Source organism: Brevibacillus sp. HB1.2, from assembly GCF_013332495.1.
Classification (GTDB): domain Bacteria; phylum Bacillota; class Bacilli; order Brevibacillales; family Brevibacillaceae; genus Brevibacillus; species Brevibacillus porteri.
Window position 1 is genome coordinate 88,188 of record NZ_JABMIU010000015.1, and the last position, 25,424, is coordinate 113,611.

Sequence of the window (25,424 nt, forward strand, 5' to 3'; positions counted from 1 at the left end):
GGAACATTTAAAAGCCCCTTCTTCCTGCTTTTTTGTTTACAATGGATACAGATTGTTGAATTGGTTTGAAAGGATGTCGTACATGAGTAAAACAGTTGTACTGGCAGAAAAGCCTTCGGTTGGACGCGACATTGCGAAAGTATTGCAGTGTCACAAAAAAGGAAACGGCTTTTTTGAGGGAGATAAATATATCGTAACGTGGGCGCTTGGGCATTTGGTCACTCTCGCTGATCCTGAAGCGTACGGGCAACAATTCAGTTCGTGGCGAATCGAGGATTTGCCGATTATGCCGTCCCCATTGCGCTTGGTCGTGATCAAGGAAAGCAACAAGCAATTCCAAGTCGTCAAACAACAATTGCGTCGCAACGATGTCGGGCAGATCGTCATTGCGACGGATGCAGGGCGTGAAGGAGAGCTCGTTGCCCGGTGGATTCTCGAGCTGGTGCACGTGAATAAACCAATCAAGCGTTTGTGGATTTCCTCGGTGACAGATAAGGCGATCCGTGAAGGCTTCCGCAATCTAAAGGACGGCAAAAACTATGAAAACTTGTTTGCCTCCGCCGCTGCTCGTGCAGAAGCAGACTGGCTCGTAGGAATCAATGCCACCCGCGCTTTGACGTGCAAGCATAACGCACAGCTCTCATGCGGTCGAGTCCAGACGCCCACACTCGCCATTGTGGCATCGCGAGAAGAGGAGATTCGTCGCTTTACACCCAAGCCATTTTACGGGCTGTCTGCGGTGGCCCAAGGTCCGATTCAACTCCAATGGCAAGATCAGCAAACGAAGGATGTCAAAACGTTTTCCAAGGAGAAAGCGGATCAGCTCACAGCTTCGCTCAAACAGGAGAAAAGCGCAGAAGTCATCGAGATTACTCGTGCACACAAAAAGACGTATGCTCCACAGCTGTACGATTTGACGGAGCTGCAACGGGATGCCAACCGGATGTTTGGCTACTCACCAAAGCAGACGCTGTCCATCATGCAAGGGCTATATGAGCATCACAAGGCCGTGACGTATCCACGAACAGACTCTCGCTATCTCTCTGCTGATATCGTCGAGACGCTGCCGGATCGAATCAAGGCTGTCCAAATGAAGCCATATGCGCCTCTCGCTGCCAGAATCCTGCGTGCGCCGATCAAAGCGAACAAATCGTTCGTGGATGACAGCAAAGTATCGGACCATCATGCGATCATCCCCACAGAGCAAGCTGTTTTTCTCGGTGATTTGAGCGATAAGGAGCGCAAGATTTTTGACCTCATCGTGAAACGCTTCCTGGCTGTTCTGCTGCCTGCCTTCGAATACGAGCAAACGACCATCCAGACGAAAATCGGGAATGAAACGTTCCTGGCAAAAGGAAAAACCGTGCTCTCCCAAGGCTGGAGAGAGGCGTATGACCACGATGTAGAAGAAGACGATGCGAAGGATGACGTAAAGGAACAGATTCTGCCTTTTCTAGCCAAAGGAGATCGCCTGCACATCCAGTCGATATCCCAGACTAAGGGCGAAACGAAGCCGCCAGAGCCTTTCACAGAAGCGAGTCTGCTGTCTGCGATGGAAAATCCGGCGAAATACATGGCGAACGAGAGCAAGGATTTGATCAAAACGATTGGGGAAACGGGCGGACTGGGTACGGTAGCCACACGCGCGGATGTGATCGAGAAGCTGTTCAACAGCTTTTTGCTAGAAAAGCGCGGCAAGCATCTTTTTGTCACCGCAAAAGCTAAGCAATTGCTAGAGCTCGTCCCAGATGAAATGCAGTCGCCGACCTTGACCGCCCAATGGGAGCAAAAGCTCGGTGCCATCGCCAAGGGAAGCTTGAACAAGCGAGCGTTTATCGAAGAGATGAAATCGTACGCCAAAGAAGTCGTCCAACAGATCAAGAACAGTGATCAGACTTTCCGGCACGACAACCTGACCAGAAGCAGGTGCCCGGAGTGCAATAAGTTTTTGCTGGAGGTAAACGGAAAGCTCGGCAAAATGCAGGTGTGCCAGGATCGGGAATGCGGCTATCGCAAAAGCATTGCCAAGCAGACCAATGCCAGATGTCCAAAATGCCACAAAAGATTGGAGCTGCGCGGAGAAGGGGAAGGACAAACCTTTGTCTGCGGTTGTGGGCACAAGGAGAAACTGAAGACCTTCCAGGAGCGTCGCGATAAGGAAAAGGGCAGCAAGGTTTCGAAGAAAGAAGTAACCAAGTATTTGAAGGGGCAAGACAAGGAGCAGGACGAAGGAATCAACTCAGCATTGAAAGACGCCCTGTCCAAATTAAAGTTCGATTAAACAGTCATGAAACAAAAGCATGAAACAAAAGGCGGCCGACCATTCAAGTCAGCCGCCTCATTATATTTACTTTTTCTCCAGCACAGCAAAGTAATTTTCTTCATCGTCTGCGAAGTTAAAGACGCGGCCCGAAGGCATCGTAACAATGTCTCCAACCTTCACATTTTTATTCATGAGGTCGTTACGCAAGTCCTCGATATTTTCCGAAAAGAGCAGGAGCGAAGGAGTGCCAAGATTCATTCCGGGCGACATTTTCGCAACCCATTCCTTATTGTGCAGAACGATGCTTGTTTCAGCGCCTTGTGCGGGAGCAATTTCAATCCATCTCATTTCACCGTTTTTCTCTTCTGAAACAACACGAAACCCTAGTTTTTCTGTCCAAAAGCTCACTGCTTGATCCTGGTTATTGACATACAGCATGATTTGACCGACTTTGCTAATCATCATAGACATTTTCACTCCCTACATGGTAGTTAAAAACCCGATGCTCCTAATCCTTTCCATCCCGACGGTATCTGATACACGATGCCAACGGACTTGTCTTCATCATAGCATGAATAATCAGACAGGGTTTCTTTTCGATTGCGCATTCTAGAAAAAGGAATTGCATTTCGTAAAAGAGGAGCATATACTCACAATTAAAAGTGAGTAATCACTCGCTAATCAAAAAGATCATCTAGAGCCTGGTTCTGTGGCTTGCTTTTTTCTCATAAAAAGAAAGTGATTACTCACTCTATTACGTAGGTAGGGGGAAGCGTTTATGAAACCAGTTGTTCGCTCTATATGTATCGGGGGACTGTTACTGGCATTGTCGGGCTGCAATTGGACATCCGAAAATCATCCGTCTCTGTCCGGCACAATTGAGGCCATCGAGCTGCCGATCGTAGCGGAAGTAGGCGGATTGGTGACAAACGTTACGGCAGAAGAGGGAAGTGCAGTAAAAAAAGGACAAGTGCTAGCCCAAATCGATAAACGAAGCTACCAAATTACTGTGGCAGAAGCACAGGCAGCATTGGACCAAGCGACAGCTAGACTAGAAGAGGCGAGGGCTGGTTCACGCGACACGACGATCCAAAGAAACATGGCCAACGTCCAGCAAGCAAATGCGAATATCCAACTGGCACAAGCGAGAAAAAATCAGGCGGAAGCAGGAAAAGCACGAGCGACTGAGCAGATGACGCAGGCAGAATCACAATGGCATGGGGCGCAGCAGACCCTTTTGTATCAACAAAAAAGACTCGAGGAAGCAACAGCGCTCTTCGAAAAAGGAGCAATCTCTGCCAAAGACCTCGACACGCAAAAAGAAGCAGTAAATCAGGCAAAAACGCAGGCAGATCAATGGACGGCACAAGTAGCTCAGACACAGGCACAGTATCGCTCTGCACAAGAAGACATCGCTGCTGCTGCGGCCCAAATCGGTACAGCACAAGCCGCGCAAGCCGGAGCGCAGGCGGATCTCGATCAGGTGAAGGAAGGAAGTACCGATTACGCAATTCGGGCAATGCTCGCCACCCAGCAGCAGGCGAAAGCGAAACTGGATCAAGCCTTATTGCAGTTGGAAAAGTCCAAGATTACTGCAACAGACGATGGTACTCTCTTGCGCTCCTCTATCGAACAAGGGGAAGTAGCCAAAACAGGCGCTACCTTGTTTACGATGATGAAGCCAAATCTGCTCGAGCTCGTCGTGTACATCCCGGAAGCACAATTGAATCGGGTGAAAAAAGGGCAAGAGGTTGGCATCAAGGTGGATGCCTATCCTGAGGAGACCTTTACGGGAACGATCAGTCGCATCTCAGAAAAAGCAGAGTTCACGCCGAAAAATGTACAGACGCCAGATGAACGCACCAAGCTTGTGTTCGCTGTTACGATACACATCACAGAAGGACTCGACAAAATCAAACCAGGTATGCCTGCCGATGTGCTCCTTGCAGACGAGGAGGGAGGTCAATGAACGCCGCTATCCAATGCGAGCAATTGACGAAGCGTTTCGGAGAGCGAGTAGCTGTGAACAGCTTGACGCTGACGGTTCCGAGAGGTTCGATTTACGGTTTTTTGGGTCCGAATGGCTCAGGGAAATCGACCACAATCCGGATGCTTTGCGGTTTGTTGACCCCGACGACGGGAAAGGGGACGGTACTTGGCTTCGACGTCATGACACAGAGCGAGGAAATCAAGCAACGGATCGGGTATATGTCACAAAAGTTCAGCCTGTATGAAGATTTGACAGTAGAAGAGAATCTCGATTTTTATGCCGGAGTTTATCAATTAAACAGCGCAGAACGTAAGCAGCGGAAAACGGAACTGATTGAGATGGCAGGCTTGACCGGCAGGGAAAAGCAGCTTGCGGGTTCGCTGTCAGGGGGATGGAAGCAACGCCTCGCGCTCTCCTGCGCTCTTTTGCACAAGCCGGAGCTGTTGATTTTGGACGAACCGACAGCAGGAGTCGATCCTGTTTCCCGCCGGATTTTTTGGGACGTCATTCATGAGCTGGCGAGACAGGGGATCACGGTGCTGGTGACCACACACTACATGGATGAGGCACAGACATGCGATTGGATTGGCTTTATCTTTTTTGGCAATCTGCTGGCGGAAGGCACTCCCCAAGAATTGATTGATCGCATGGGAGTAGGCAATCTGGAGGATGTCTTCATTGATTTGGTTAGGCAGGAGGAAGCCAGACAGGTGGCGGAGGAGGGAGTCCGATGAGGCATTTTGTCTGGGAGCGTTACTGGTCTGTCGTGAAGAAGGAAGTTATCCAAATCAAGCGAGATCGTCCCAGTCTGGCGATTGCACTGGTCATGCCGCTGATGCTGTTGTTTTTGTTCGGATATGCGGTCAACACAGACGTCAATGACATCCAAATGGCAGTCTGGAATCAAAGCCCTTCTGCTGCCAGCCGAGAGCTGGTGGATCAGTTCGTCAATACACGTGTATTCGAGGTGGCTGCCCATGTAAGTGGCTACGAGGAGATCGAAGCCATGTTAGACGATGGCTCCGTAAATGTAGCGCTCATTATCGGACCAGACTACACCCGCAAGCGTGATCGCAACGAGCCAGTAGATGTGCAGATGCTTATTAATGGTTCCGATCCGAATATCGCCCGGACTGCCACTTCTCAAGCTCAGTTGATCGTTCAACATCAAGCGATCACGTTGCAGGAAATAAAGCTGCAAAAACAAGGCTTGGGGGAGCTGGAACAGCCACTCGGCTTGGATACACGCGTGCTGTTTAACCCTAATATGGAGAGTATTGTCTTCAATATTCCCGGCCTGATCGGCTTGATTATGCAAAACGTCACGATGATTCTGACGGCATTTTCCCTCGTACGAGAGAAGGAGCGGGGAACGATGGAGCAGTTAATCGTGACTCCGATACGCCCATTGGAGCTGATGCTCGGCAAAATTACCCCCTATGTAGGTGTAGGTCTCTTTTCGTTTTGTCTGGTGCTATTGGTTGGAACGTATTGGTTCGGGGTTCCGGTCAAAGGCAGCATTTCGCTTCTGGTGACGTTGTCTGTCTTGTTTTTGGTGACGACGCTTCTTTTGGGCATTTTCATTTCTACGGTGGCAAAGACCCAGCTTCAAGCGATGCAAATGGCATTCGCCTTTATCCTGCCCAGCGTGCTTCTCTCCGGCTTTATGTTCCCGCGCGATTCAATGCCGCTCGTGATACAATGGTTAGGCGGGCTCGTCCCGTTGACCTATTTTCTGGAAATCTTGCGAGGAATTTTCTTAAAGGGCGTGGACATCGATGCGCTCTGGAAGGATGTCGTCGGAATGAGCAGCTTTTGTCTCTTGATCCTGACCGTCGCGATCCTGCGATTCCGCAAGAAGATCGAATAAGAGGAGCGTAATAGAAGGATGAACAAGCCGCCAACATTTGTAGAAGGCCTGTTGCAATATGTAGAAGAGTTGAAAGACGAGAGTGAGATGACGGAGAAGCAGCGCAATATTTTGCGTGCATCAGTGAAGCTGTTCGCCGAAAAAGGCTTTCATGCCAGCTCAACCTCTGAAATTGCCAAAGAAGCAGGAGTGGCAGAGGGAACGATTTTTCGCCACTACAAATCGAAAAAGGATATTTTACTTGCCGTCGTAGCACCTGTGTTGGTCAAATTCGCGGCACCGTTCATTTTGAAGGATGTCCGTGAGATCTTCAAAGAGCAGAATAAAAAAACATTCTCCCAAATCGTGACAGAGCTATATCGAAACCGGATCGACTTGGTGCTGGCGAATGAAAAGCATATTCGCATTTTGCTGCAAGAAGCCTTTTTCCACGACGAAATCAGAGAAGCACTAATCGCTACAGTTTTTACAGGTGTGAAGGAGATGGCAAATAAGCTGATCGAGGCAAAGGTAGATGTGGGCGAATTGCGTCCGCTCCCGACGCAGGCTGTCTTTCGGGCGATCCTGTCCTCGATGATCGGACTCGTTTTGTTCCGGCAAGTTTTGGATACCGATGAATTTACACAGTTCAGCGACGACGAGCAAATCGCCCTGACCGTAGATATTTTGCTAAACGGGATTGGAAATCACTCTATCTAAAAATTTTTATCGATAAGTGAACATTTTTCTCTCGATTTGGGTATAGAAATCCCTTCTGGGAATGGTATAATTGCAAACAACTTTTTGCTGTTTTTTATGATGGAGGAGAGTAAACCATGCAATTGTTATCAGAGAGAGAATGGCTCGCGTATCGAGAGAAAAACAAAGATCGTGCGCGCATGCTGATTTCTTGCCCGGACCGCGCGGGTATCGTCGCGGCGGTGTCGAACTTCTTGTTCCAACAAGGAGCAAACATCGTTCAATCTGACCAGTACACGACCGATCCGGAAACAGGCCGGTTTTTCATGCGCATTGAATTCGATCTCATTAATCTGGACGAGCGCTGTGAAGAGATCAAGAAAGCATTCATCCCTGTAGCCGAGAGCTTTGGCATGGAATGGTCCTTGGTTGAAGCGAACAAGCGCAAGAAGGTCGCGTTGTTTGTTTCCAAAGAAGATCACTGTCTTTTGGAGCTCTTGTGGCGCTGGAAGTCTGGGGAGCTGTTCGCGGATATCGCGGTTGTCGTCAGCAACCATCCTGACATGCAGGAGACTGTCGAGTCCTTCGGTATTCCGTATCGTTGCATCGCCGTTACGAAGGATAACAAGCCGCAGGCAGAAGAAGCGCAGCTGGCAGCAGCAGAGGGCGTTGATCTGATCGTTCTGGCTCGCTACATGCAGATTTTGTCTCCGCGCTTTTTGGATGACTATGCGATGCGGATTATCAATATCCACCATTCCTTCCTCCCAGCCTTTGTCGGAGCGAAGCCTTACGAGCAGGCGTATCGTCGCGGCGTGAAGCTGATCGGGGCGACTGCTCATTACGTCACAGAAGAGCTGGACGCAGGGCCGATTATCGAGCAAGACGTTCAACGTGTATCGCATCAAGAGGACGTCGAGGCACTGAAGCAGCTGGGACGTCAGGTAGAGCGTACAGTGTTGGCGCGTGCGGTTCGTTGGCATCTGGAGGATCGGGTGCTGGTGTACGGCAACAAAACAATTGTGTTCCCATAAGCATTGCGGATAAGAAGAGGCTATTCCTTCGAGGAAGAGCCTCTTTTTTTTGCGTGTTTTCTGGAAGAAGGCTGCATTCACGAAGACCTCTCACGCTTTAGCAAATCCAAAAACTGAGCCACAACAGGCCGCTGATCTGTCTCATCATCACGCGTGCAGACATACAGGGGACGCTTGATCTCTACGCTTGGCACGGTTACTCGACCGACCTCCCCACGCTCTACCATTTCCCTAACGGCCAGAGCAGGAGCCAACATCGTCCCATATCCCGCCCGGACGGATTGGATAGACTCGACCAGACCGTGATACTGCATACCGACCTGTGGACGTTTCACACCGTGCTCGCGACAGAGAGCAAAAAGCCAATCACGGGTAGAACTGCCTTGTTCCCGCAACAAAAACGGCTCCTCCACGAGCTGCTCCATACTGATCTTTTTTCCTGCAAGCGGATGGTGAGCAGGCAATATAAACCAATAAGGCACATCCATCAAATGATGCCGATTGATAGGGAGCTCATCCCACGATTCCTTGATAATAACGGCCACGTCGACCTCACAGCTAAGAAGCAGTTCAATGGATTGCATGGAATTGCGCGTGCGAATTTCCACATCCACTCCTTCAAAATCGCGCTTGTACTGAGCCAGCCACTGTGGCACGAGATAATGCGAGGGGAGAAAGGTAGAAGCAATGCGGAGCTTTCCTTTCTTTCCTTGCTTCATCTCTGTCAGCTGTGTTTCGATTTCGCGTTCCCAGTCGTAAATACGACGTGCTTTTTCAAAAAGAAAACGCCCCTCATAGGTGAGAGAAATGCCGCGACCATCCGGGACGAGCAAGGTCATGCCCAATTCATTTTCGAGTTTGCGGATTTGGGCACTGACGGCAGGCTGGCTGATCGAGAGTGCGATTGCTGCCTCGGTGACACTACCCCGAGACGCTACTTCTACAAAAATGCGGAGTGCATGTAAGTTCATTTTGTACCTCGATTCATAACTTTTGTTTATGAGTTGTAGATAAATATGTATTAGAAATGATGAGTGATTGCGCGTAAGGTATAGCTCAGAAAGACAGAAAACGAGTAGAGAGAAGGATCAGGAGATGAGAGAGGTCAGTGGAAAGACACAAGTCGTGGCAGTCGCACTGGTGACAGCATTATGTATGGTAGGAGATTCGATGCTGTATGTGGTGCTTCCTCTTTTCTGGAAAGAGGCGGGGTTAACTTCGTTGTGGGAAGTAGGGGTATTACTGGCGGTGAACCGCTTTATCCGTGTACCACTCGGGCCCCTTGTTGGAAAATGGTATGAGCGCTCAGGAGGACGTACGGGTTTGATTTTGGCAGTGGGGCTGGCTTTTCTAACGACGCTTTCGTACAGCTTGGAAGGCTTTTGGCTGTGGCTTGTGATGCGATGCTTGTGGGGAGTAGCTTGGACATTTTTAAGACTAGGTGCGTATTCCTTGATCGTGACTGTTTCCGAAGGGCATAATCGCGGGCAGCTCATGGGCTTGTACAACGGACTGTATCGATTAGGGAGCCTCGGGGGTATGTTGGTCGGAGCAATTCTGGCTTCTTGGTACGGGCTGTCTGTTGCTTCCATCGCTCTCGCGGTGCCTTCCTTGTTTGCAGCGATTCTCGTTTTTCGCTATATACGGCCTTCCTTTAGCAGTCAGGATCAGACAGACGTGAAGCGGATGGTAACAGGAAAACGTATATGGAATCAGGGAGCGATGCTGATGACGATGATTACGGCACTACTCGTCACGATGGTGTACCAAGGGATATTTACCTCCACGTTAAGTAGAGTGGTCGAAGTGCGCGATCCATTTATTGTGGTCGGCGGAGTCGTATTAGGGGCAGCAGTCATTGCGAGTCTGGTACAAGGCATACGCTGGGGATGGGAACCATGGGCTGCCCCGTTAGTTGGTACATTGTCTGACAAGCATGGCAGGACGAAAATGTTCATCGTGACTTTGCTTGTCGCTTCGTTTCTCTTTGCTGCGTTACAGGGAACGACACGCCTGCAAGGAACGAACGCACTCGTGATATGGTTTGCCATTTTATTCGGCATTCAGTTGACAGCGACGATTATCACGACTGTGCTGGATACACTCGCGGCGGATGTAGCAGCGAGACAGGCCAACAGCCATGCATGGATGACACAATATTCAGTCGTGAGCGATCTGGGCGCGGCGTTGGGGCCGCTCCTTGCCTTTTGGCTGGATGAACATGTAGGACTGAGTGTGATGTACATCGGAATTGCTATTGTGCTGTTTATGCTTGCACTCGCCTGGTTGGGCCGACCGAAGCTGATCAAGATGGAAAACGTCTCTTGATCGTGGCCATGACGTGGGCAATCGCAGCCTCTTTATCAGGACCATGCAGCAGCATATGATTGGAATTCTCGTACCAAGAAATGTGCGGGGAAGCTGCTTCATCCACACTTGTCGCGAGTATTTGTGCACTCACGGCGTGGACAGTATCATCCCGCCTTGCTTGCAGCAGGACGTATGGCGTCGTAATTTTGGACAAAAGCGGCTTCGTTTCTGCCAACAGCCTGCGAAATTGCAGCATGCTGCTAATAGGGATTCTGCCGATGCCATGTATGTAGCGTTTGGAGTGGGTAGAGAAATCCTCACGCAAATAGTGCATCGCCTCTTTTACATCCCAATATTTATAAGGAGTGTTGAGGGTAAACAGCAGGGCGACGGGGTATTTCGTCGTCAAGTGAAAGGCGAGCAGTCCCCCCATGGAAAATCCGATGACCACGATGGTGTCAGCGCGCATGGCCAGTCGCTTGTAGCCTTCTTCTGCCGAGCGGAGCCAGTCGTGGCGGGTGCTTTTTGCCATGTGACGACGAGTAGTCCCATGACCCTCCAAGGTAGGGCATTCCACGTGATAGCCAGCCTCGCGGAGCTTTTTGGCGAGTGGGAGTATGTCGTTGATGTCTCCGGCAAATCCATGGATGAGTAAGCAACCGACTGTTCCAGACATGGAATCTCTTCCTCTCAGATACTGGGAAATTTGATGGATCATCCATATTATATACGAAAAGGTGAGTAGGAGGCGACCGCGCAAGTGTGCGCACACCAAGCAAAAAAAGGAAAGAAAAAGCGACTTCACGCGGCTGCGATGAAGTCGGCTATTTTACTAACGGGGTTCTGTACCTGAAAAATAGGTTACAGCCCAATGGTTTTCAGTTCTGGAGAGATAAGTAGAGTAGGCTGCGTGCAGGCTTGGATATCTTCGGCTGTATAGCCTTCTGCTACTTCGACGAGGACAAGTCCGTCTGGTGTTACGTCCATGACAGCTCTGTCCGTAATGATACGGTTAACAACCTTCTTGCCAGTAAGCGGCAGGGCACATTCATTCAAGATTTTTGTCTCACCATGCTTGTTGACATGATCCATGATGACGACGATTTTTTTTGCGCCGTGGACGAGATCCATGGCACCGCCCATGCCCTTGACCATTTTTCCAGGAATCATCCAGTTAGCGAGATCGCCCGCAGCAGAAACCTCCATCGCCCCCAAAATAGCGAGGTCGATATGGCCGCCGCGAATCATCGCAAACGATTCAGCACTGGAGAAGTAGGCCGCACCTGGAATAGCCGTAACGGTTTCTTTTCCGGCGTTGATTAGATCAGGATCGAGGTTTTCCTCTGTCGGGTAAGGGCCAATTCCGAGCAAGCCGTTTTCCGATTGCAGAACGACCGTTTTTCCTTCCGGGATGTAGTTGGCGACGAGCGTGGGCATTCCAATCCCCAAGTTGACGTAAAAGCCATCTTCTATTTCCCCAGCGGCACGAGTGGCGATTTGCTCACGTGTAAGCGACATCTGTGTTTTCCTCCCTTGAATGTAATCCGGTTCTCTCTTTTGCTGTTTACGAGCGGACAGTGCGTCGTTCGATGCGTTTTTCGAACGAAGGTGCCTGTATCACACGTTGCACATAGACACTTGGTGTGTGAATATGCTCAGGGTCCAGTTCACCTGTCTCTACGATTTCTTCTACTTCGACGATGGTGATTTTTCCGGCTGCTGCCATCATCGGATTGAAGTTTTGGGCTGTTTTGCGGAAGACGAGATTACCCATTTTGTCAGCTTTCCACGCTTTAATGAGTGCGAAATCACCCGTGATGCCATATTCAAGCAGGTACTCTTTTCCTGCAAAATCGCGCGTTTCCCGTCCTTCAGCGATAGGTGTGCCGACTCCAGCTGGGGTATAGAATGCTGGAATGCCAGCTCCGCCTGCACGAATTCTCTCCGCCAGCGTCCCTTGTGGTGTCAACTCAACTTCGAGCTCACCAGACAGAAATTGACGTTCGAATTCCTTATTTTCTCCCACATAAGAGGAGACCATTTTTTTGATTTGCTTTTCGCGTAAAAGGAGACCGAGTCCCCAATCGTCTACCCCACAATTATTTGAGACGACTGTCAAGTTTTTCACTGCTTTGTCTCGCAGGGCGATAATCAGATTCTCCGGAATTCCTACCAGTCCGAAGCCGCCCACTAATAAAGTGGCACCATCGTGAATATCAGCCACGATGTCCGTGTACGAAGTGTAAATTTTGGCCATGACGATCACTCCCACCATGAAAAAATAAAGGATTTGTGTAAGCGCTAACAATAGGAGCAATGCAGTTGCCCCGTTTTCCTGCCCTTCTATCATACTAGATACGAGTTACAAACAAGTGACGAGACATTTGGATTATAAAAAATAATGTAAAATGACAGAAAAGTAGTACAACTATACCATTTTTTTCTGTAAAATATATTTTGTCAATATTCGTCGTTTCTTTGTCAGTATAGGAAGATTCAGGGGGAAATGTGGGGTTGCAGGAATGAAAAATACGAATAAATGGATAAGTCTCTCGGTTGTGGTCCTGCTACTCGTAGGGTGCGAAAAGCTAAATGAGGATGTTTCAAGTCTGAAACGAACAAAAGAAGAAACGGTTATCAAGGTAAAAACGGTAAGTGCGTATACGGTGGAGAATGGCAAGGATGAGCGACTGATGGAAGTCGCAGGTGTAGTGGCACCGCGTCAGGAGCTTGCTTTATCGTTTGGCGCCTCAGGCAAAATTTCAGGCATTCTTGTTGAAAAAGGAGCCACTGTCAAGGCGGGGCAGACGTTGGCGACATTAGATGGAACGGCCCTGCAGCAAGGAATTCACGCAGCTCAAGGACAGGTAGCAAGTGCTGCAATCAAGCGGGAAAAGGCCGCCAAGGGGCCGGAGAGTCATGAGGTGCAGACCAAGAAGCTACAGGTAGAAAAAGCGAGAGAACAGATGCAAAAAGCTCGCGACGAGCTCTCCAAAGCGGAGGTTCTGTATGCGAATGGAGCCATCTCGAAAGATGAAAAAGACAAGCTGGCCTCAGCACTGCGACAGGCCGAGCTGAGTCTGGAAGAAGAGCAAGTTGCGTACAACAACCTGCTGACGGGCGCCGATCCACTGGATATCGAAGAAGCGAATGCAAGCGTCCAGCAGGCCAATGTCCAATTGAGCCGCGCGAAGCAGGAAGCGGCTGATGCGGTGATCAAAGCTCCGTTTACAGGTGTGGTAGCTGCGATCTCCAAGACAGCGTCGGAGCAAGCAGGACCTGGGACAGAGGTCATTCGGATGGTCGATACGAGCTCTTGGCTTGTCAAGCTACAGGTAGAAAGGGAGCAAATCGCCCATTGGCAGGCAGGTAAAGTGGTAAAGGTGAAAGCTCCGGACGGCAGTGAAGCAGAAGGAAAAGTGACGTTTGTCTCACCTGTTATGGATACCAGCTTAGGGTCTTATCCAGTCGAAGTGACCGTAGACGGCAAGAATGTAGCGTGGAAAGGTGGCATGACTGTCACTTGTCAGTATCAGCTGCCAGCGTCAAATGTTGCGCTCGTTCCTGTTAGCAGCATCGGTGTCTCTGATGAAGAATATTACGTCATGAAAATCAATGAAAACTCAGTGGAAAAGACGTTTGTCAAAGTGGGGGCATTGCAAGGAACCTTCTATGAGGTAGTGGAAGGTATCGTGCCTGGTGACCAGATTGTCGCGGCAGGCTTGTCGTATGTAGTGGATGGTGAGGCGGTGAAGGTGGCGGATGAATAACAAGACATTTTTATCGATTGTCCCGTCCTTTACCCGCATTCTGGTGGTCATTTGCTGTCTACTTGCGGTAGGAGCTTGGTTCGGTCTGGATATCAAGACTTTTCCGGATCGGTCTGTGCCGGAATATACAATTAGTCTCTCAGCACCCAAACTCTCCTCTGCGGAAGTAGACGAATCAGTCGCAAGAAAAGTAGAGGAAGCGGTACGTTCATTGGGCAGTGTGCTTACGATTGCTTCCGAATCTCGGACGGGGTCGGCGGTTATTACTGTAAAAACATCGGAACAAATCGGTTCGGATTACAAGGAACGATTGGAAAAGAAGCTGGGAGAAATCACGAAGCAGCTGCCAGTACAGGAATGGAGCGTCAGTCAAAGCAATCTGGCAGACAGCAAAATTGGCTTTTATGTACTGTACGGCACGGACTTGCAGACCTTGTCTGACGTTGCCCAAAATACCGTCTACGACAAATTGATCAATCTGCCAGGGATCGCTCGCATCGAAATGGACAAGCAAGCCTTGAAAGAGCAGGTAGATATCATTTTCCGACCGTCCATGCTACTCGCCTACGGGCTCACACCTGCTGATGTTTTGGCGCAACTGCCGATAGATGTGGTTGGGGAAGAGGTAGGCTCTGTTGGAGCTGATAAGGATCGAACCATTATTCAATGGACGAGTAAATCGGAAGGGCTGCAAGATCTGGGTAAGCACTTGATCCCCACCGATAAAGGATACGTACCACTACATACGTTGGCTGACATTCGTGATCGACGCGGGAGCAAAGGCGAACAAATCGGGATGTATCGAGGCTCGCCTGCATTAGGAATCACGGTGTATGCAGCAGATGTCGGGCAATTGCCTGTAATCAGTAAGCAAGTAAAGGGAGCGGTTGCCGAGTTGAACCAGGCTTCAGGCGGCAAGTACCGCCTCGATTTGTTTCGTGACGACGCGCAGACAATCACCGCTGCATTGAGGCAGCTTGGGGCATTAGCTGTTCTAACTGCTGTCATCTGTTCGCTCTTTATGTACTTGACCCGAAAACAATGGGCAGGGGCTGTACTTGCGCTTTTTGCAAACGTACTTGCGGTCGGCAGTGTTCTTGGGGGAATGTGGCTTTGGGGAATCCCATTGACGCTCTCCACGCTTGGGCCACTCGTGTTGTTTTCGCTATTGTTCACAGGAGCAGGCTCTGCGTTGTTTCATCAGTTTTCTCGCCTGCCCTCGTACTCGTTTGTTCGTTGCTTGCAAATGGCGTGGGGGTTGATGAAGCCGTTTTTACTCACGGTTGTCGTAGTGGCAGCCTGTTGGACAGGTGCCGTATTCACTGATTTCCTCAAGGCAGAAGACAAGGTTGTCTTGTACGATGCTTGGCCCGTTCTTTTGCTGGGCACGTTTGCTCTTATTCTTGTCTATGGATTTATCACACCTGTACTGACAGGAACGTGGCTGGAAGCTTCCGAACGAGTAGAGAAGGAAACACCACGGGCCTCCAATAAGGTGACAAGTTTTTTTCAAGATCGTTGGGAACGACTGGTGGAACAAGGGTATTTGCCTTATGGAATCACACTGGTTGCCTCGCTTGTCTTCGTCTTTTTGCTCAAGTCGTTTATTCTTGTAGATCCGTACGCCAAGCTTGATTATGGGGAAAAGTCGCTTTCTTTGCCAATGGTGCAGGGAAGCAGCATCGATGAGGCCATGCGGGCAGCACAAATAGCCGAGGAGCGTTTGCTCGCCATTGACGAAGTCCGAGATGTCTACACGATTGCTTCCGAAGAAAATCTGAGTTTTCAACTAAAGCTCGTGGACAAATACGATTGGACGCAATCAGTCTCGGAGCTGGAAAAAGTACTGGACAAAGAGCTACGAGATATTCCTCAGACAGATCCGTTTGCGCTGGTCATTGATAAAGATAAGGCAACACGTCTCGTCTTGACGATCATGGGGCCATCCTTGCAAACGACGCAGAACATTGCCAATGAAGTATTGGCATTCATGGAAAAACAGAGTGCGAAGGATAAAGAGGGGCGAGAACTTGTAACAGATGAACGAATCGGTCCAGGTGCAGAGGGGACCTTTATCGACATTCGTCCGAAACAAGAGATGCTGGCACGTTACCGGATTACGCAAGAGGAGATCAAGAGACAACTGGAGAGCTATTTGGGAGAAAAAACAGCTGGCAGTGTCTATTGGAACGAGCGTCAGGTACCGATCCACGTCCGATTCCCTGACGGGTGGATGGACTATCCGGATCAAGTGAAAAATATATTGATTCGAACATCACAAGGTACGGTGCGGTTATCTGAGCTGGTAAATTGGTCGATCGGCAGCGAACCGCCCACTTATCAACGGGAAGACGGACTGTATGTCTTCAAGGTAAGCAGTGCCGTCTCAGACCAAAGTCGAATTGAGCTATGGTCTTACATCATTCCATATTCCATGCAAGAAAAGGTGACGATACCCGAAGGCTACACGGTATATAACAACGATGAGCTGAAGAAATTGGAGGAGAAAAAGCTCAACAAGGTTGATTGGAGCAGCCGATTCTTGACGATTGGCAGTCTGATTGCCCTCGTACTTATCATGAGCTTGCTTTTGCAACGCAGAACGCGCGATGGATTATTTGCCCTCGTTCTCTTGCCTGTCTTGTCTGGAGGCTTTGCGCTGGGATTGCTGTGGCTGGATCGACCGATGAACGTGATGAGCTTCTATGGTATGGTTGCTGTCATTGCCGTCATCATTTTGCAGGCACTTCTTGCGCTGGATGAGCTGTACAAGGCCCAAGCCGAACAGGAACGAGTTTGGGACGGTATCAAGCTGGGGGCAAAACGCACCATGCTTAATCAAGCGGGGATATATTTGGCGATCGCGTTAGCCAGCCTTCCGCTAGCTGGGGGCTTGGGGAGTGGGAATGATTCGTTTGCGTCCTTTGCCAGCGTATTGTTGCTTGGCGTTCTAATGGGGGCTTTTGCCACAATGGGACTCCTTCCTGGTATGCAACATGCAGCTGTTCAAAGACAGGCTGCTCATTCTGAGATGTCCTTGCCGATCCTTGCTCGTCATTTACGGATTTGGTGGGAAAATAACCAAGTACGTCGCCGCGATTTTAAAGAAAGAAAACGGGAACAGGCTCGCTCACAAAAAACAGGGCAAGTCGAAGCCTCGAACCACGATTCCAGGGAGTATGTACCTGTACAAGAGGACTTCCTGCCACTTTCTTCTTCTACACATGACGCCAACCGCTAAAATAGGTTGGCGTTTTTCTTTTTCAATCGTTCACGTAGCTGTAACCGACTAACTAGGTATACGTCATGGTAAGATAGGAAAGAGAATCGAAAGCAGGGGGTAGCAAACACGTGCGTCGATATCGAAAAGTATGGGATTACTTGCTTTTGATTGGCATTCTACTCGGGTTGTTCATTTCTTCTTCACAGCCATACGCCAAGCAAGACATGCGAGGGACGATAGACAAGCTAGTAGATGAACAGAGCTTACAAGACCGTATAGGCGACATATCCATTCCTTACGGAGGCAAGGATGTGAGCTTGGAAGAAAAGGGAGCGGCTGGTTTTATAGAGTTCTTGATACGGAAAGGGACACACTTTACTGTTTTTGCCCTCTTGGCTTATAGCTGGTATCGCGTGTTTTCGCATCATCTCTCGTTTGGGCAAGCACTGCCCTGGAGCGCTTTTTGCAGTGTGATGACGGCTGTTTTGGATGAATGGCACCAGACGTTTACACCGGATCGAACCGGAATGGTACAGGATGTTTTGCTCGATGCATCTGGATCTGTCACGATGTTGTTGATAATTGCTCTCAATTACCTGTATTCACGGAGAGCATATCGTTATAAAATGTAGGAAGCCTATCCATCCTAGTAGGAGAGAAGGCTGTGATGAATGATTGGAGAGTGGATTAGATCGTGGTAGAAAAAAAGAATGTCCTTGTACTGAACTGCGGAAGTTCTTCGGTGAAGTACAAGCTGTATGAAATGCCTTCCAAAACATTGATTGCACATGATTATTTGGAGCAAATCCAGCGTGGCCAATATGAAGATGCTATTCGGGGAGTGTTTGAATCCCTCAAACAATATTCGATAGATATCGTTTCCCATCGTGTTGTTCACGGCGGCGAAGCATTTAAGCAGTCCGTTATTATCAATGACCAAGTAAAAGAAGAAATTCGTAACCTGTCCCGTTTCGCCCCGCTGCATAACCCCATTAACCTGACCGGGATTGAAGTTGCTCAAAGTCTGTTTCCTGATTTGATTCACGTTGCTGTTTTTGATACAGCGTTCCACCAAACAATGCCACCATCCTCGTATTTGTACGCACTGCCTTATGAATACTACGAGCAATACGGTATTCGCAAATACGGTTTCCATGGAACGTCTCACCGCTATGTAATGGGCCGTGCAGCAGAAATGATGGGTCGCTCGAAAGAACAGCTTCGTCTGATCAGCTGCCACATCGGAAGTGGGGTTAGTATCACGGCGATCAGAAATGGTGAATCGTATGATACATCGATGGGGATGACACCGTTGGCTGGTTTGTCCATGGGTACGCGCAGCGGAAACATTGACCCAGGTATCATCCCGTATATTGAGGAAATTGAAAAGACCGACACGGCTGGCGCTATTAAGATTCTGAATAACAATAGCGGTCTTATGGGCGTATCGGGTGTATCCAACGATTTGCGCGACGTTATGAAAAAAGCAGAAGAGGGACATCTCCGTAGCAAGTTGGCGCTGGAATTGTTTACCACTATTCTGCATAAGCATGTGGGACTGTACCTTGCTCGACTGAATGGAGTAGATGGTATTATCTTTACGGCAGGTGTTGGAGAGAATAGTGCTGCCGTGCGTGATTTGGTGTGCTCTGGTCTCGAATTTGCCGGGGTAAACCTGGATCGTGAGGTAAACCGCACTAGCAAAGGTGAGGCATTCATCAGCACGAAATACTCTCCGGTAAAAGTCATGGTAATCCCGACAAATGAAGAACTTGTAATGGCGATGGATGCATTCGCACTGGGCCATAACTAGCTTGGAGTATGCGCCTAGAAAGAATAGGCTTTTCAGTATTGGAATTTCTCTGCTATACTAAGAGAATGAGGCTTCTGGTTTGAGGTTCTCACCATTTTTCTGAAAAAATAAAAGGAGTGCAAACTGGATGGCAGTACAAGTGGGAAGCATCATCGAAGGAAAAGTGACAGCGATTAAACCGTTTGGGATGTTCGTAGCAGTCAGCGAAACCGAGCAGGGGCTGGTCCACATTTCCCAAGTAGCAAACGGTTTTGTTAAGGATATCAATGATCACTTTACCGTGGGGGCACAAGTAAAGGTAAAAGTACTCTCCATTGATGATGCAGGTAAAATCTCGCTTTCGGTTCGCGCAGCACTCCCAGCGCCTGAGCGTCCGGAACGTGAAGAGCGCCGTGGTGGTGGATATCGTGGAGGCGACCGCGGAGGGAATGCAAAACGAGAAAGCGGAGCTTCTTTCGAAGATAAGATGAAAAAATGGATGAAGCACAGCGAAGAGAACCTTGCGACAATCAACAAAAAGAATGCAAAACGCGGCTACTAAGCCTTGCGATAACGTAAGAAGGACGGGATCTAGCTCCCGTCCTTTTTTGCGTTTCCTATTCGAGAGGATTCCCCTCTTTTTCCCAGTATTCAATCCCACCGAGCATCTCTTTTACTCGAAAGCCGAGAGCGGCCAGTTTCGCGCAAGCCTTTGTGGCACCGTTGCAGTTGGGACCCCAGCAGTAGACGACCATGAGCTTGGTCGGGTCCAGAGTAGCCGTCGTCTCAGCGGAAATAAGCGAATGGGGGAGATGCAGAGCCCCAGGAACATGACCGTCCCGATACGCTTTCTCGCTGCGAGCATCCAGGATGTAGAAGCCTTCTACTCGGTTTTGGATGTCATTCCATACATCAGCGACATCTGTTTCGAGAGAAAGCTTGTCGAAAAAATGAGTGCGGGCTACTTCAGATGACGCGGCGGGTGTTTGCAAAACAAGGGACATATCCAAATCCTCCTCGTACCGTGTGATGGTTTATGTACAAAGCATAGCATTGAAGCAATCATCACAGTTATCTATACTATTCAATGAAGATCATTACTAATTTCTATGGGAGGAAGCGGGATGGAGCTGGTCTATTTACATACTTTTCGCGAAGTAGCCCGGTATGGGAGCTTTACACGGGCTGCAGAAGAACTGGGCTATGCTCAACCGACGGTAACGGCACAAATGCAAAAGCTGGAGCAGTCGTATGGAGCCCCGCTATTTGAAAGATACGGACGCAAGCTGCGACTGACGCAAGCAGGAGAAGCCTTGCTGCCGTACGCTCGGGAATTGATTCGTCTGTATGGGGAATCTAAAGAAGTGATTAAGCAACAGACGACAGGTCCGATTGCCATTGGAACGATCGATACATTGGCGGCGTTCTTTCTGCCGCCGTATTTGCAGGCTTTTTGTCAGCAATATCCTCAGGTTGATTTAGTATTGCGGACGGCTGGGGAAGTAGAAATTGTACAGCAGATCAAGGATGGCTATCTCGATATCGGGATCATTTTCGACCGACCTTGTACAGACCCTGAGCTAGTCACCCATGTTATTCGCGAGGAAGAATTGGTGATCGTCATGCCACCTGCCCATCGATTTACGACAGCAACAGCACTCACTGTCCATGATTTGGGCGGAGAGCCACTTGTATTGACTGAAGAAGGATGTACGTATCGGGGGATGCTGCTGGAGGCTTTTGGAGAGGTTGGGATGAGTCAGCGAATCGCCTGTCAATTCAGCAATCCGGAAGCGATCAAGCAGTGTGTGCGCTGTGGCTTGGGTGTAGCTTTGCTGCCGCACATGGCGGTCAAGAGAGAGCTCGCAGAAGGGGTGCTCACAGCCATACCGTTTCAGTCAGATAAGCCGCCTTTTTCCATTCAGCTTATTTATCATAAAAAGAAATGGCTATCACCTTCGATGGTGACGCTTGTGGATACGATTACGAGATCACAGAGAGAGGAATCGTGAGCAGGATGCAGCTAGATACTTCACCATTTGTCGCATGTACACCTGAGGAGCCAGTCCATCCGGGAGTGGGGCTCTATACCGTCAGCTACTACAGTCAAGACTTGCTGGTAAAAGCTGCATTGGCTGTACCAGAGACCTATTTTCAGGAGGGAGCATGTCTGCCGGCTCTCCTGTATTGCAGAGGCGGGATAAAAGGAGTGGGACGCGTCAGACCCGAGCGAATCAGTCAAATGGCCTCCTTTGGCTACGTGATCCTCGCTCCTCATTACCGTGGCAACGAAGGCGGAGAGGGCCGGGATGAATTCGGTGGGGCAGACAGGCATGATGTGTTTTCCGCATTTGAATTGCTCCGCAACCTGGAGAAGGTGGACAAGGGGCGAATCAGCGTCTACGGTTTTTCACGCGGTGGCGTCATGGCCTTGTTTGCTGCAATGGAGTGCAAAGGCGTGCTGTCTTGCGTCGTTTGGAGTGGCGTCAGCGACATGTTTTTGACCTATGAGGAGCGGGTTGATCTGAGAAGGATGCTGCGCAGAATCATCGGTCACCCGCGCAAGCAGGAGGATGCCTACCGCGATCGGACGCCTTTGTATCGGATGGACGAGATTTCTTGCCCTGTGCTGATCATACATGGTACGGAAGATGAGAATGTGGGAGTGGAGCATGCTCATAAATTGGCAGATGCACTTACGCGGGCAGGCAAACCCTATGAAAAATGGCTGGCGCAAGGGGCCAGCCATCTGTTTGTCGGAGAAGATATGGAGATGTATACGCGCAAGATGTTCGCTTGGCTGGATGCGCAAGCCTAATCTTCTTTTGGTGTAAGCGGGAGCGTGATGATGATTTCCGTTCCTTTCCCCAGCTTACTGTTCACGTGCAGATCCCCACCGTGGTTTTCGACCATTCGTCGGGAAATCGGCAGCCCCAGTCCTGTCCCATCCTCTTTTAAGGAGAAGAACGGATCGAATATGCGGACCAGATACTCTTGGGAAATGCCTTCTCCCGTGTCTGTGACATGAATATGGACAGCTTGATCGTCCAGGCGGCTTTCGATGGAGAGAACGCCGCCGTCTTTCATGGCTTCAATGCTGTTTTTCATTAAATTTAACAGGATTTGCTTTAATTGCTCGACATCGACGTGAATGCGAATGTTCGGATCGCAGCGGTCGACGATTTGAATCCCATGCAGCATGGCCTCGGCATTCATCAACGGAAGAATCGAATGAACGACTCCGGTTAGCGCAACCTCGCGATAATCGGGCTTGGACGGTTTGGAGAGCATCAACAACTCCGTCACGATACGGTTGACCCGTTCAATTTCCTGCAAGATTAAGGGTAAGTAGTACAAATCGCGCTCTTGATTCGATAAACGCTGTTCCAATAGCTGAATAAAGCCGTAGATGACCGTTAGCGGATTGCGAATTTCATGAGCGGCTCCCGCTGCCAACTGACCGACCATGGCCAGCTTCTCGGATTGATTCAAGTACTCTTGAATTTGCTCCTGCTCCGTAATGTCCAAGAAGGCGAACATCCACCCGGTTTCCTGATCGTGGTGATGATTGTGCAAAGGGATGTAGGAGACCAGGGCAATGAATGGCGTGTCGTCTTTTTTGTACAAGGTCATTTTACGATTGACGAACCAGGGAGTCGGCTCATTGCGTGTGGGTGCTTCAAAGGAATCCTTGGACACGGGGTAGCCGTGATCGTCGAGCTTGACCAAATGCTGTGCCAACTGATTTACATGAAGACCAACTGTCGCATGGGAATGGGTAATAATCCCAACAGGCAGAGAGTTTAAGATTTGCTCCCGGATGTTTTTTTCTTCGGTCAAAATTTGCCGTTGTCTTTCATCTTGTGCGAATAGATCGGCGATGCTGCTCGACATTTTATTGAACTCCTGCGCCAACTCAAGGAATTCATCTTGATGGGTATAGACGATTTGCTGACCGAATGTTCCTTTCGATACTTCACGTGCTTGCTGCATCAGGGACTGGATCGGGCGCAACAGCTCATTGCGGAAGTAAAACGTACAGAACAGCCCAAACAAGATAGAGGCTACGGAAACCGAATACGTCAGGATCAACGAGACTTTGATGCTCTCATTCGAATTCTGAAACTCTTTGTTCGTCTGATACTCTAGCTGATTGAGTGAGAAAGAGAGATCTCGTTCCAATCGATCGAGCAAGGGCTTTACTTCGTTGTCTAGTACATAACTGACGGCTGGAACGTTCCCTGCTTGCAGCAACGGATTGATTTTGTTCAAAAAGATAAAGTCCAGTTGGGATATCGATTCAATAATGGTAAATAAGCCACTGTTCGCCTCGGTTTTGGGAAGCGAGGAAAAGCGAGCCGTATCGATCAGATTTGTATAGTATTGATCCAAATAAGACTCGTCGCGTGTCGATGTATACATGTTCAACGCATATGTCTTGGTGTATATCTGGTTTTTGACTTCCAGTAAGGCGCTCGTTTGCGGCAAGAGGTTTTGCGTCAAATACACTTCATCAGAGGTGACCTTGGTCATTTGATAGCTGAACAGGGTCGTCACGCAACCGATGAGAAGCATCATTACGAGATAGCTGAGCATGATTTTTTTCTGAAATCCGAGATTGCTGAAAAGGGGCATGCTGATTAACCTCCATACGAGCCACGGGAAGGAATGAGATTTTGCAATTCCCGTTCTAAATCTTCACGTACATTTGCTGGCACCATGTGACCGAATTGACTGAGATGGTTGACTCCTTCGGCAAGTCCGTACATGACTTTTCCATTCGGGAGATCCCCTTGAATAAACTGTTCCATGATGATGCGGTAGCATTGACGAACATCCTGCATCATGGAGACCAGCACGTAGTCTGGAGCGATGTAGCGCTGATCGGCAATGTATCCGATGGTGAATACACCTGCGCGCTGCGCTTCTGTAATCACTTCGAGATTGAAGCTGTCGCCTGTGGTGTAGATGACATCCACACCTTGAGCTATCATGTCGCGAGTTGTGCGAATGGCTCCCTCAATATCATTGAAATCAGGAACTTTTCCCACGACGATAGACGTGTTGGGCGATTCCTTTTTCACTCCCTCGATAAAGCCTTCTACTTGTAGGAACTCTGTGGGCTTGTCTACCAAGATGTATCCAACTTTATCCGATTTCGACATCTTCGCCGCAAGTATGCCGACGAGCTTGCCAGCAGGCTTCATATCGTAACGAATCGTCGTCTGATTCGGATGCGGAGCCTCTCCGTTAAAGGAAACAAAGTGTGATTTCGGATACCGAAGCGCCACGTCTGTAAAAGGATCAGAGAAGATGAGGCCATGACCGAGTATGAGATCATAGTCGTTGGCTGCATATTTCTCAGCCACCTTCGTGATCTGCTCCGGTTTTATATTATTGGCGATTTCGAGTGAAAAGTTAAATCTTTTTTGCAGTTCTGTCATACTCTCCAGTGCACTGCTATTCCAGCCCTGATCATAAGTGGGGCCCTCCAGCAACAGGGCGACACGCACTTTGTCAGAAGAATGGCTGCTTTTATTTATGACTTTATCGAGATGCTTCATGCTTGTAACGAATTGACTGGTAATGAGCAGAAGCAGCCCGACTACCAAACCGGTAAATAAGACGGGAAATGGCAGCAGCTTTGGCATGCGGGATTCCTCCATAGAAAAAAAGCATAAACCACATGAAAATATAAATACATGTCATGCCTATTATATCGGTTCTCTGAAGGTTGTGCATGGAAAAAAGGGATACGGACAGGCTAATCGTATGGAGAACATCCTGCCAAGCGGGAACAGAAGGGAGGCGTACACGCGATGGAAAGCGATAGGGTGGAAATCCCCCAGATTCATATTCCTGATGAGGTAACACAGGTCGATCGACCGGAGATTGGTGAGACCACTCCACACCCGAAACCAGATAGCCCTCTGGCGTCGAGCGGGACAGCTGAACCCGTCAGCGACAATGTTTCGAAAGAGAGCAGCGAGCGAATCGGCTTTATTTCATAAAACCGATCGGAGTTGGCGCTATTCGACAAAAGAAGTCATTTTCTCTCGTGGACAAGGCTTGCGATTTCTGCAAAAGTAGGAAGTAGAATAGCAAGCGAGATGCGAGGGGATAAGACTGCATGGCCCGATTGCTGATAGTAGATGACGCAGCCTTCACGAGAAGGGTGCTGGCGGATATGCTAGGCGAACAACATGAAGTTTGTGGAGAAGCGACGAATGGCTTGGAGGCAATTGAAAAGTATAAGGAGCTCAAGCCAGATATTGTCACGATGGATATTACCATGCCGCACATGCACGGGATTGAAGCCATGCGTCACATCTTGGATTTTGACCGTGATGCCAAAATTTTGATCTGCTCGGCAATCGGGCACCGGCAGAAGGTGCTGGAAGCGATGAAAACAGGAGCGAGTGATTTCGTCGTGAAGCCTTTTCAAAAAGAGCAGATACTTGATGCAATCGCACGACTTTTGTAGAAAGGAAAAA

General features: G+C 49.2%; 24 protein-coding genes. 16 read left to right on the forward strand and 8 right to left on the reverse strand.

The window, feature by feature from the left end; all coding sequences use genetic code 11:
• Positions 1-82 precede the first annotated feature (82 nt).
• Positions 83-2,281, forward strand: coding sequence for a DNA topoisomerase III (locus tag HPY28_RS25320; RefSeq protein ID WP_174231669.1), 2,199 nt, complete (start codon positions 83-85; stop codon positions 2,279-2,281).
• Positions 2,282-2,347: 66 nt separating this feature from the next.
• On the opposite strand, the gene HPY28_RS25325 is transcribed toward HPY28_RS25320, so the two are convergent.
• On the reverse strand, positions 2,348-2,725 hold the full coding sequence (locus HPY28_RS25325; protein ID WP_026043325.1) for a VOC family protein: 378 nt from the start codon (positions 2,723-2,725) through the stop codon (positions 2,348-2,350).
• A 316-nt stretch (positions 2,726-3,041) separates the two neighbouring features.
• On the opposite strand from HPY28_RS25325, the gene HPY28_RS25330 reads away from it, so the two are divergent.
• The 5 genes from HPY28_RS25330 to purU all read left to right on the forward strand — a co-directional run bounded on the left by HPY28_RS25330 (position 3,042) and on the right by purU (position 7,835).
• Positions 3,042-4,232 (forward strand): HlyD family secretion protein, encoded by a 1,191-nt coding sequence (locus HPY28_RS25330; RefSeq protein ID WP_174231670.1) that lies wholly within the window; start codon positions 3,042-3,044, stop codon positions 4,230-4,232.
• Entirely contained in the window at positions 4,229-4,987 is a 759-nt protein-coding gene (locus HPY28_RS25335) for an ABC transporter ATP-binding protein (protein WP_174231671.1), read from the forward strand. The genes HPY28_RS25330 and HPY28_RS25335 overlap by 4 nt, the downstream gene beginning before the upstream one ends.
• Complete coding sequence (locus HPY28_RS25340) at positions 4,984-6,123, forward strand: ABC transporter permease (RefSeq protein ID WP_174231672.1); 1,140 nt, start codon at positions 4,984-4,986, stop codon at positions 6,121-6,123. The genes HPY28_RS25335 and HPY28_RS25340 overlap by 4 nt, the downstream gene beginning before the upstream one ends.
• 18 nt (positions 6,124-6,141) lie before the next feature.
• The gene (locus HPY28_RS25345) at positions 6,142-6,822 is read left to right on the forward strand and encodes a TetR/AcrR family transcriptional regulator (protein ID WP_017251537.1); all 681 of its coding nucleotides are present in this window, start codon (positions 6,142-6,144) and stop codon (positions 6,820-6,822) included.
• Between the two features lie 116 nt (positions 6,823-6,938).
• Positions 6,939-7,835, forward strand: coding sequence for a formyltetrahydrofolate deformylase (gene purU, locus HPY28_RS25350; protein ID WP_017251536.1), 897 nt, complete (start codon positions 6,939-6,941; stop codon positions 7,833-7,835).
• A gap of 77 nt (positions 7,836-7,912) precedes the next feature.
• Here the strand turns inward: purU and HPY28_RS25355 are convergent, their stop codons facing one another.
• Positions 7,913-8,806: a LysR family transcriptional regulator gene (locus HPY28_RS25355; RefSeq protein WP_173622867.1), complete on the reverse strand. Its 894-nt coding sequence runs from the start codon at positions 8,804-8,806 to the stop codon at positions 7,913-7,915.
• A 124-nt stretch (positions 8,807-8,930) separates the two neighbouring features.
• Here HPY28_RS25355 and HPY28_RS25360 point away from each other — a divergent pair, with 124 nt between their 5' ends.
• Positions 8,931-10,163, forward strand: a complete 1,233-nt coding sequence (locus tag HPY28_RS25360; RefSeq protein WP_174231673.1) for an MFS transporter — start codon at positions 8,931-8,933, stop codon at positions 10,161-10,163.
• Here HPY28_RS25360 and HPY28_RS25365 read toward each other — a convergent pair.
• From HPY28_RS25365 to HPY28_RS25375, 3 genes are all read right to left on the reverse strand, one after another.
• The gene (locus tag HPY28_RS25365; RefSeq protein ID WP_174231674.1) at positions 10,141-10,905 is read right to left on the reverse strand and encodes an alpha/beta hydrolase; all 765 of its coding nucleotides are present in this window, start codon (positions 10,903-10,905) and stop codon (positions 10,141-10,143) included. The genes HPY28_RS25360 and HPY28_RS25365 overlap by 23 nt on opposite strands.
• A 101-nt stretch (positions 10,906-11,006) precedes the next feature.
• Complete coding sequence (locus HPY28_RS25370) at positions 11,007-11,663, reverse strand: CoA transferase subunit B (protein ID WP_048034676.1); 657 nt, start codon at positions 11,661-11,663, stop codon at positions 11,007-11,009.
• A 46-nt stretch (positions 11,664-11,709) separates the two neighbouring features.
• Positions 11,710-12,402, reverse strand: a complete 693-nt coding sequence (locus HPY28_RS25375) for a CoA transferase subunit A (protein WP_015893185.1) — start codon at positions 12,400-12,402, stop codon at positions 11,710-11,712.
• Positions 12,403-12,667: 265 nt separating this feature from the next.
• Between HPY28_RS25375 and HPY28_RS25380 the strand changes: the two genes are divergently transcribed.
• The 5 genes from HPY28_RS25380 to HPY28_RS25400 all read left to right on the forward strand — a co-directional run bounded on the left by HPY28_RS25380 (position 12,668) and on the right by HPY28_RS25400 (position 19,492).
• Positions 12,668-13,915, forward strand: a complete 1,248-nt coding sequence (locus tag HPY28_RS25380; protein WP_174231675.1) for an efflux RND transporter periplasmic adaptor subunit — start codon at positions 12,668-12,670, stop codon at positions 13,913-13,915.
• Positions 13,908-17,156, forward strand: a complete 3,249-nt coding sequence (locus tag HPY28_RS25385; protein WP_174231676.1) for an efflux RND transporter permease subunit — start codon at positions 13,908-13,910, stop codon at positions 17,154-17,156. The genes HPY28_RS25380 and HPY28_RS25385 overlap by 8 nt, the downstream gene beginning before the upstream one ends.
• A 110-nt stretch (positions 17,157-17,266) precedes the next feature.
• Positions 17,267-17,770, forward strand: a complete 504-nt coding sequence (locus tag HPY28_RS25390; RefSeq protein ID WP_017251529.1) for a VanZ family protein — start codon at positions 17,267-17,269, stop codon at positions 17,768-17,770.
• Between the two features lie 62 nt (positions 17,771-17,832).
• Complete coding sequence (locus HPY28_RS25395; protein ID WP_173622873.1) at positions 17,833-18,951, forward strand: acetate/propionate family kinase; 1,119 nt, start codon at positions 17,833-17,835, stop codon at positions 18,949-18,951.
• Positions 18,952-19,078: 127 nt separating this feature from the next.
• Positions 19,079-19,492 carry a S1 RNA-binding domain-containing protein gene (locus HPY28_RS25400; RefSeq protein ID WP_007718541.1) on the forward strand — a complete coding sequence of 138 codons (414 nt, stop codon included), beginning with the start codon at positions 19,079-19,081 and terminating at the stop codon, positions 19,490-19,492.
• Positions 19,493-19,547: 55 nt separating this feature from the next.
• On the opposite strand, the gene HPY28_RS25405 is transcribed toward HPY28_RS25400, so the two are convergent.
• The gene (locus HPY28_RS25405) at positions 19,548-19,934 is read right to left on the reverse strand and encodes a rhodanese-like domain-containing protein (protein ID WP_174231677.1); all 387 of its coding nucleotides are present in this window, start codon (positions 19,932-19,934) and stop codon (positions 19,548-19,550) included.
• 120 nt (positions 19,935-20,054) lie between these two features.
• On the opposite strand from HPY28_RS25405, the gene HPY28_RS25410 reads away from it, so the two are divergent.
• Together HPY28_RS25410 and HPY28_RS25415 are read left to right on the forward strand one after the other, a co-directional pair.
• A complete protein-coding gene (locus HPY28_RS25410) occupies positions 20,055-20,942 on the forward strand; it encodes a LysR family transcriptional regulator (RefSeq protein WP_017251526.1) in 888 nt (295 codons plus the stop codon).
• 5 nt (positions 20,943-20,947) lie between these two features.
• Positions 20,948-21,748 carry an alpha/beta hydrolase family protein gene (locus HPY28_RS25415; protein ID WP_174231686.1) on the forward strand — a complete coding sequence of 267 codons (801 nt, stop codon included), beginning with the start codon at positions 20,948-20,950 and terminating at the stop codon, positions 21,746-21,748.
• Here the strand turns inward: HPY28_RS25415 and HPY28_RS25420 are convergent.
• Together HPY28_RS25420 and HPY28_RS25425 are read right to left on the reverse strand one after the other, a co-directional pair.
• Positions 21,745-23,565, reverse strand: coding sequence for a sensor histidine kinase (locus HPY28_RS25420; protein ID WP_017251524.1), 1,821 nt, complete (start codon positions 23,563-23,565; stop codon positions 21,745-21,747). The two genes, HPY28_RS25415 and HPY28_RS25420, sit on opposite strands and share 4 nt — an antisense overlap.
• A 5-nt stretch (positions 23,566-23,570) precedes the next feature.
• Positions 23,571-24,581 carry a BMP family ABC transporter substrate-binding protein gene (locus tag HPY28_RS25425; RefSeq protein WP_173622876.1) on the reverse strand — a complete coding sequence of 337 codons (1,011 nt, stop codon included), beginning with the start codon at positions 24,579-24,581 and terminating at the stop codon, positions 23,571-23,573.
• Between the two features lie 168 nt (positions 24,582-24,749).
• Between HPY28_RS25425 and HPY28_RS25430 the strand changes: the two genes are divergently transcribed.
• The gene (locus HPY28_RS25430) at positions 24,750-24,941 is read left to right on the forward strand and encodes a hypothetical protein (protein ID WP_174231678.1); all 192 of its coding nucleotides are present in this window, start codon (positions 24,750-24,752) and stop codon (positions 24,939-24,941) included.
• 119 nt (positions 24,942-25,060) lie between these two features.
• Positions 25,061-25,414, forward strand: a complete 354-nt coding sequence (locus HPY28_RS25435) for a response regulator (RefSeq protein WP_017251521.1) — start codon at positions 25,061-25,063, stop codon at positions 25,412-25,414.
• Positions 25,415-25,424: the final 10 nt, after the last annotated feature.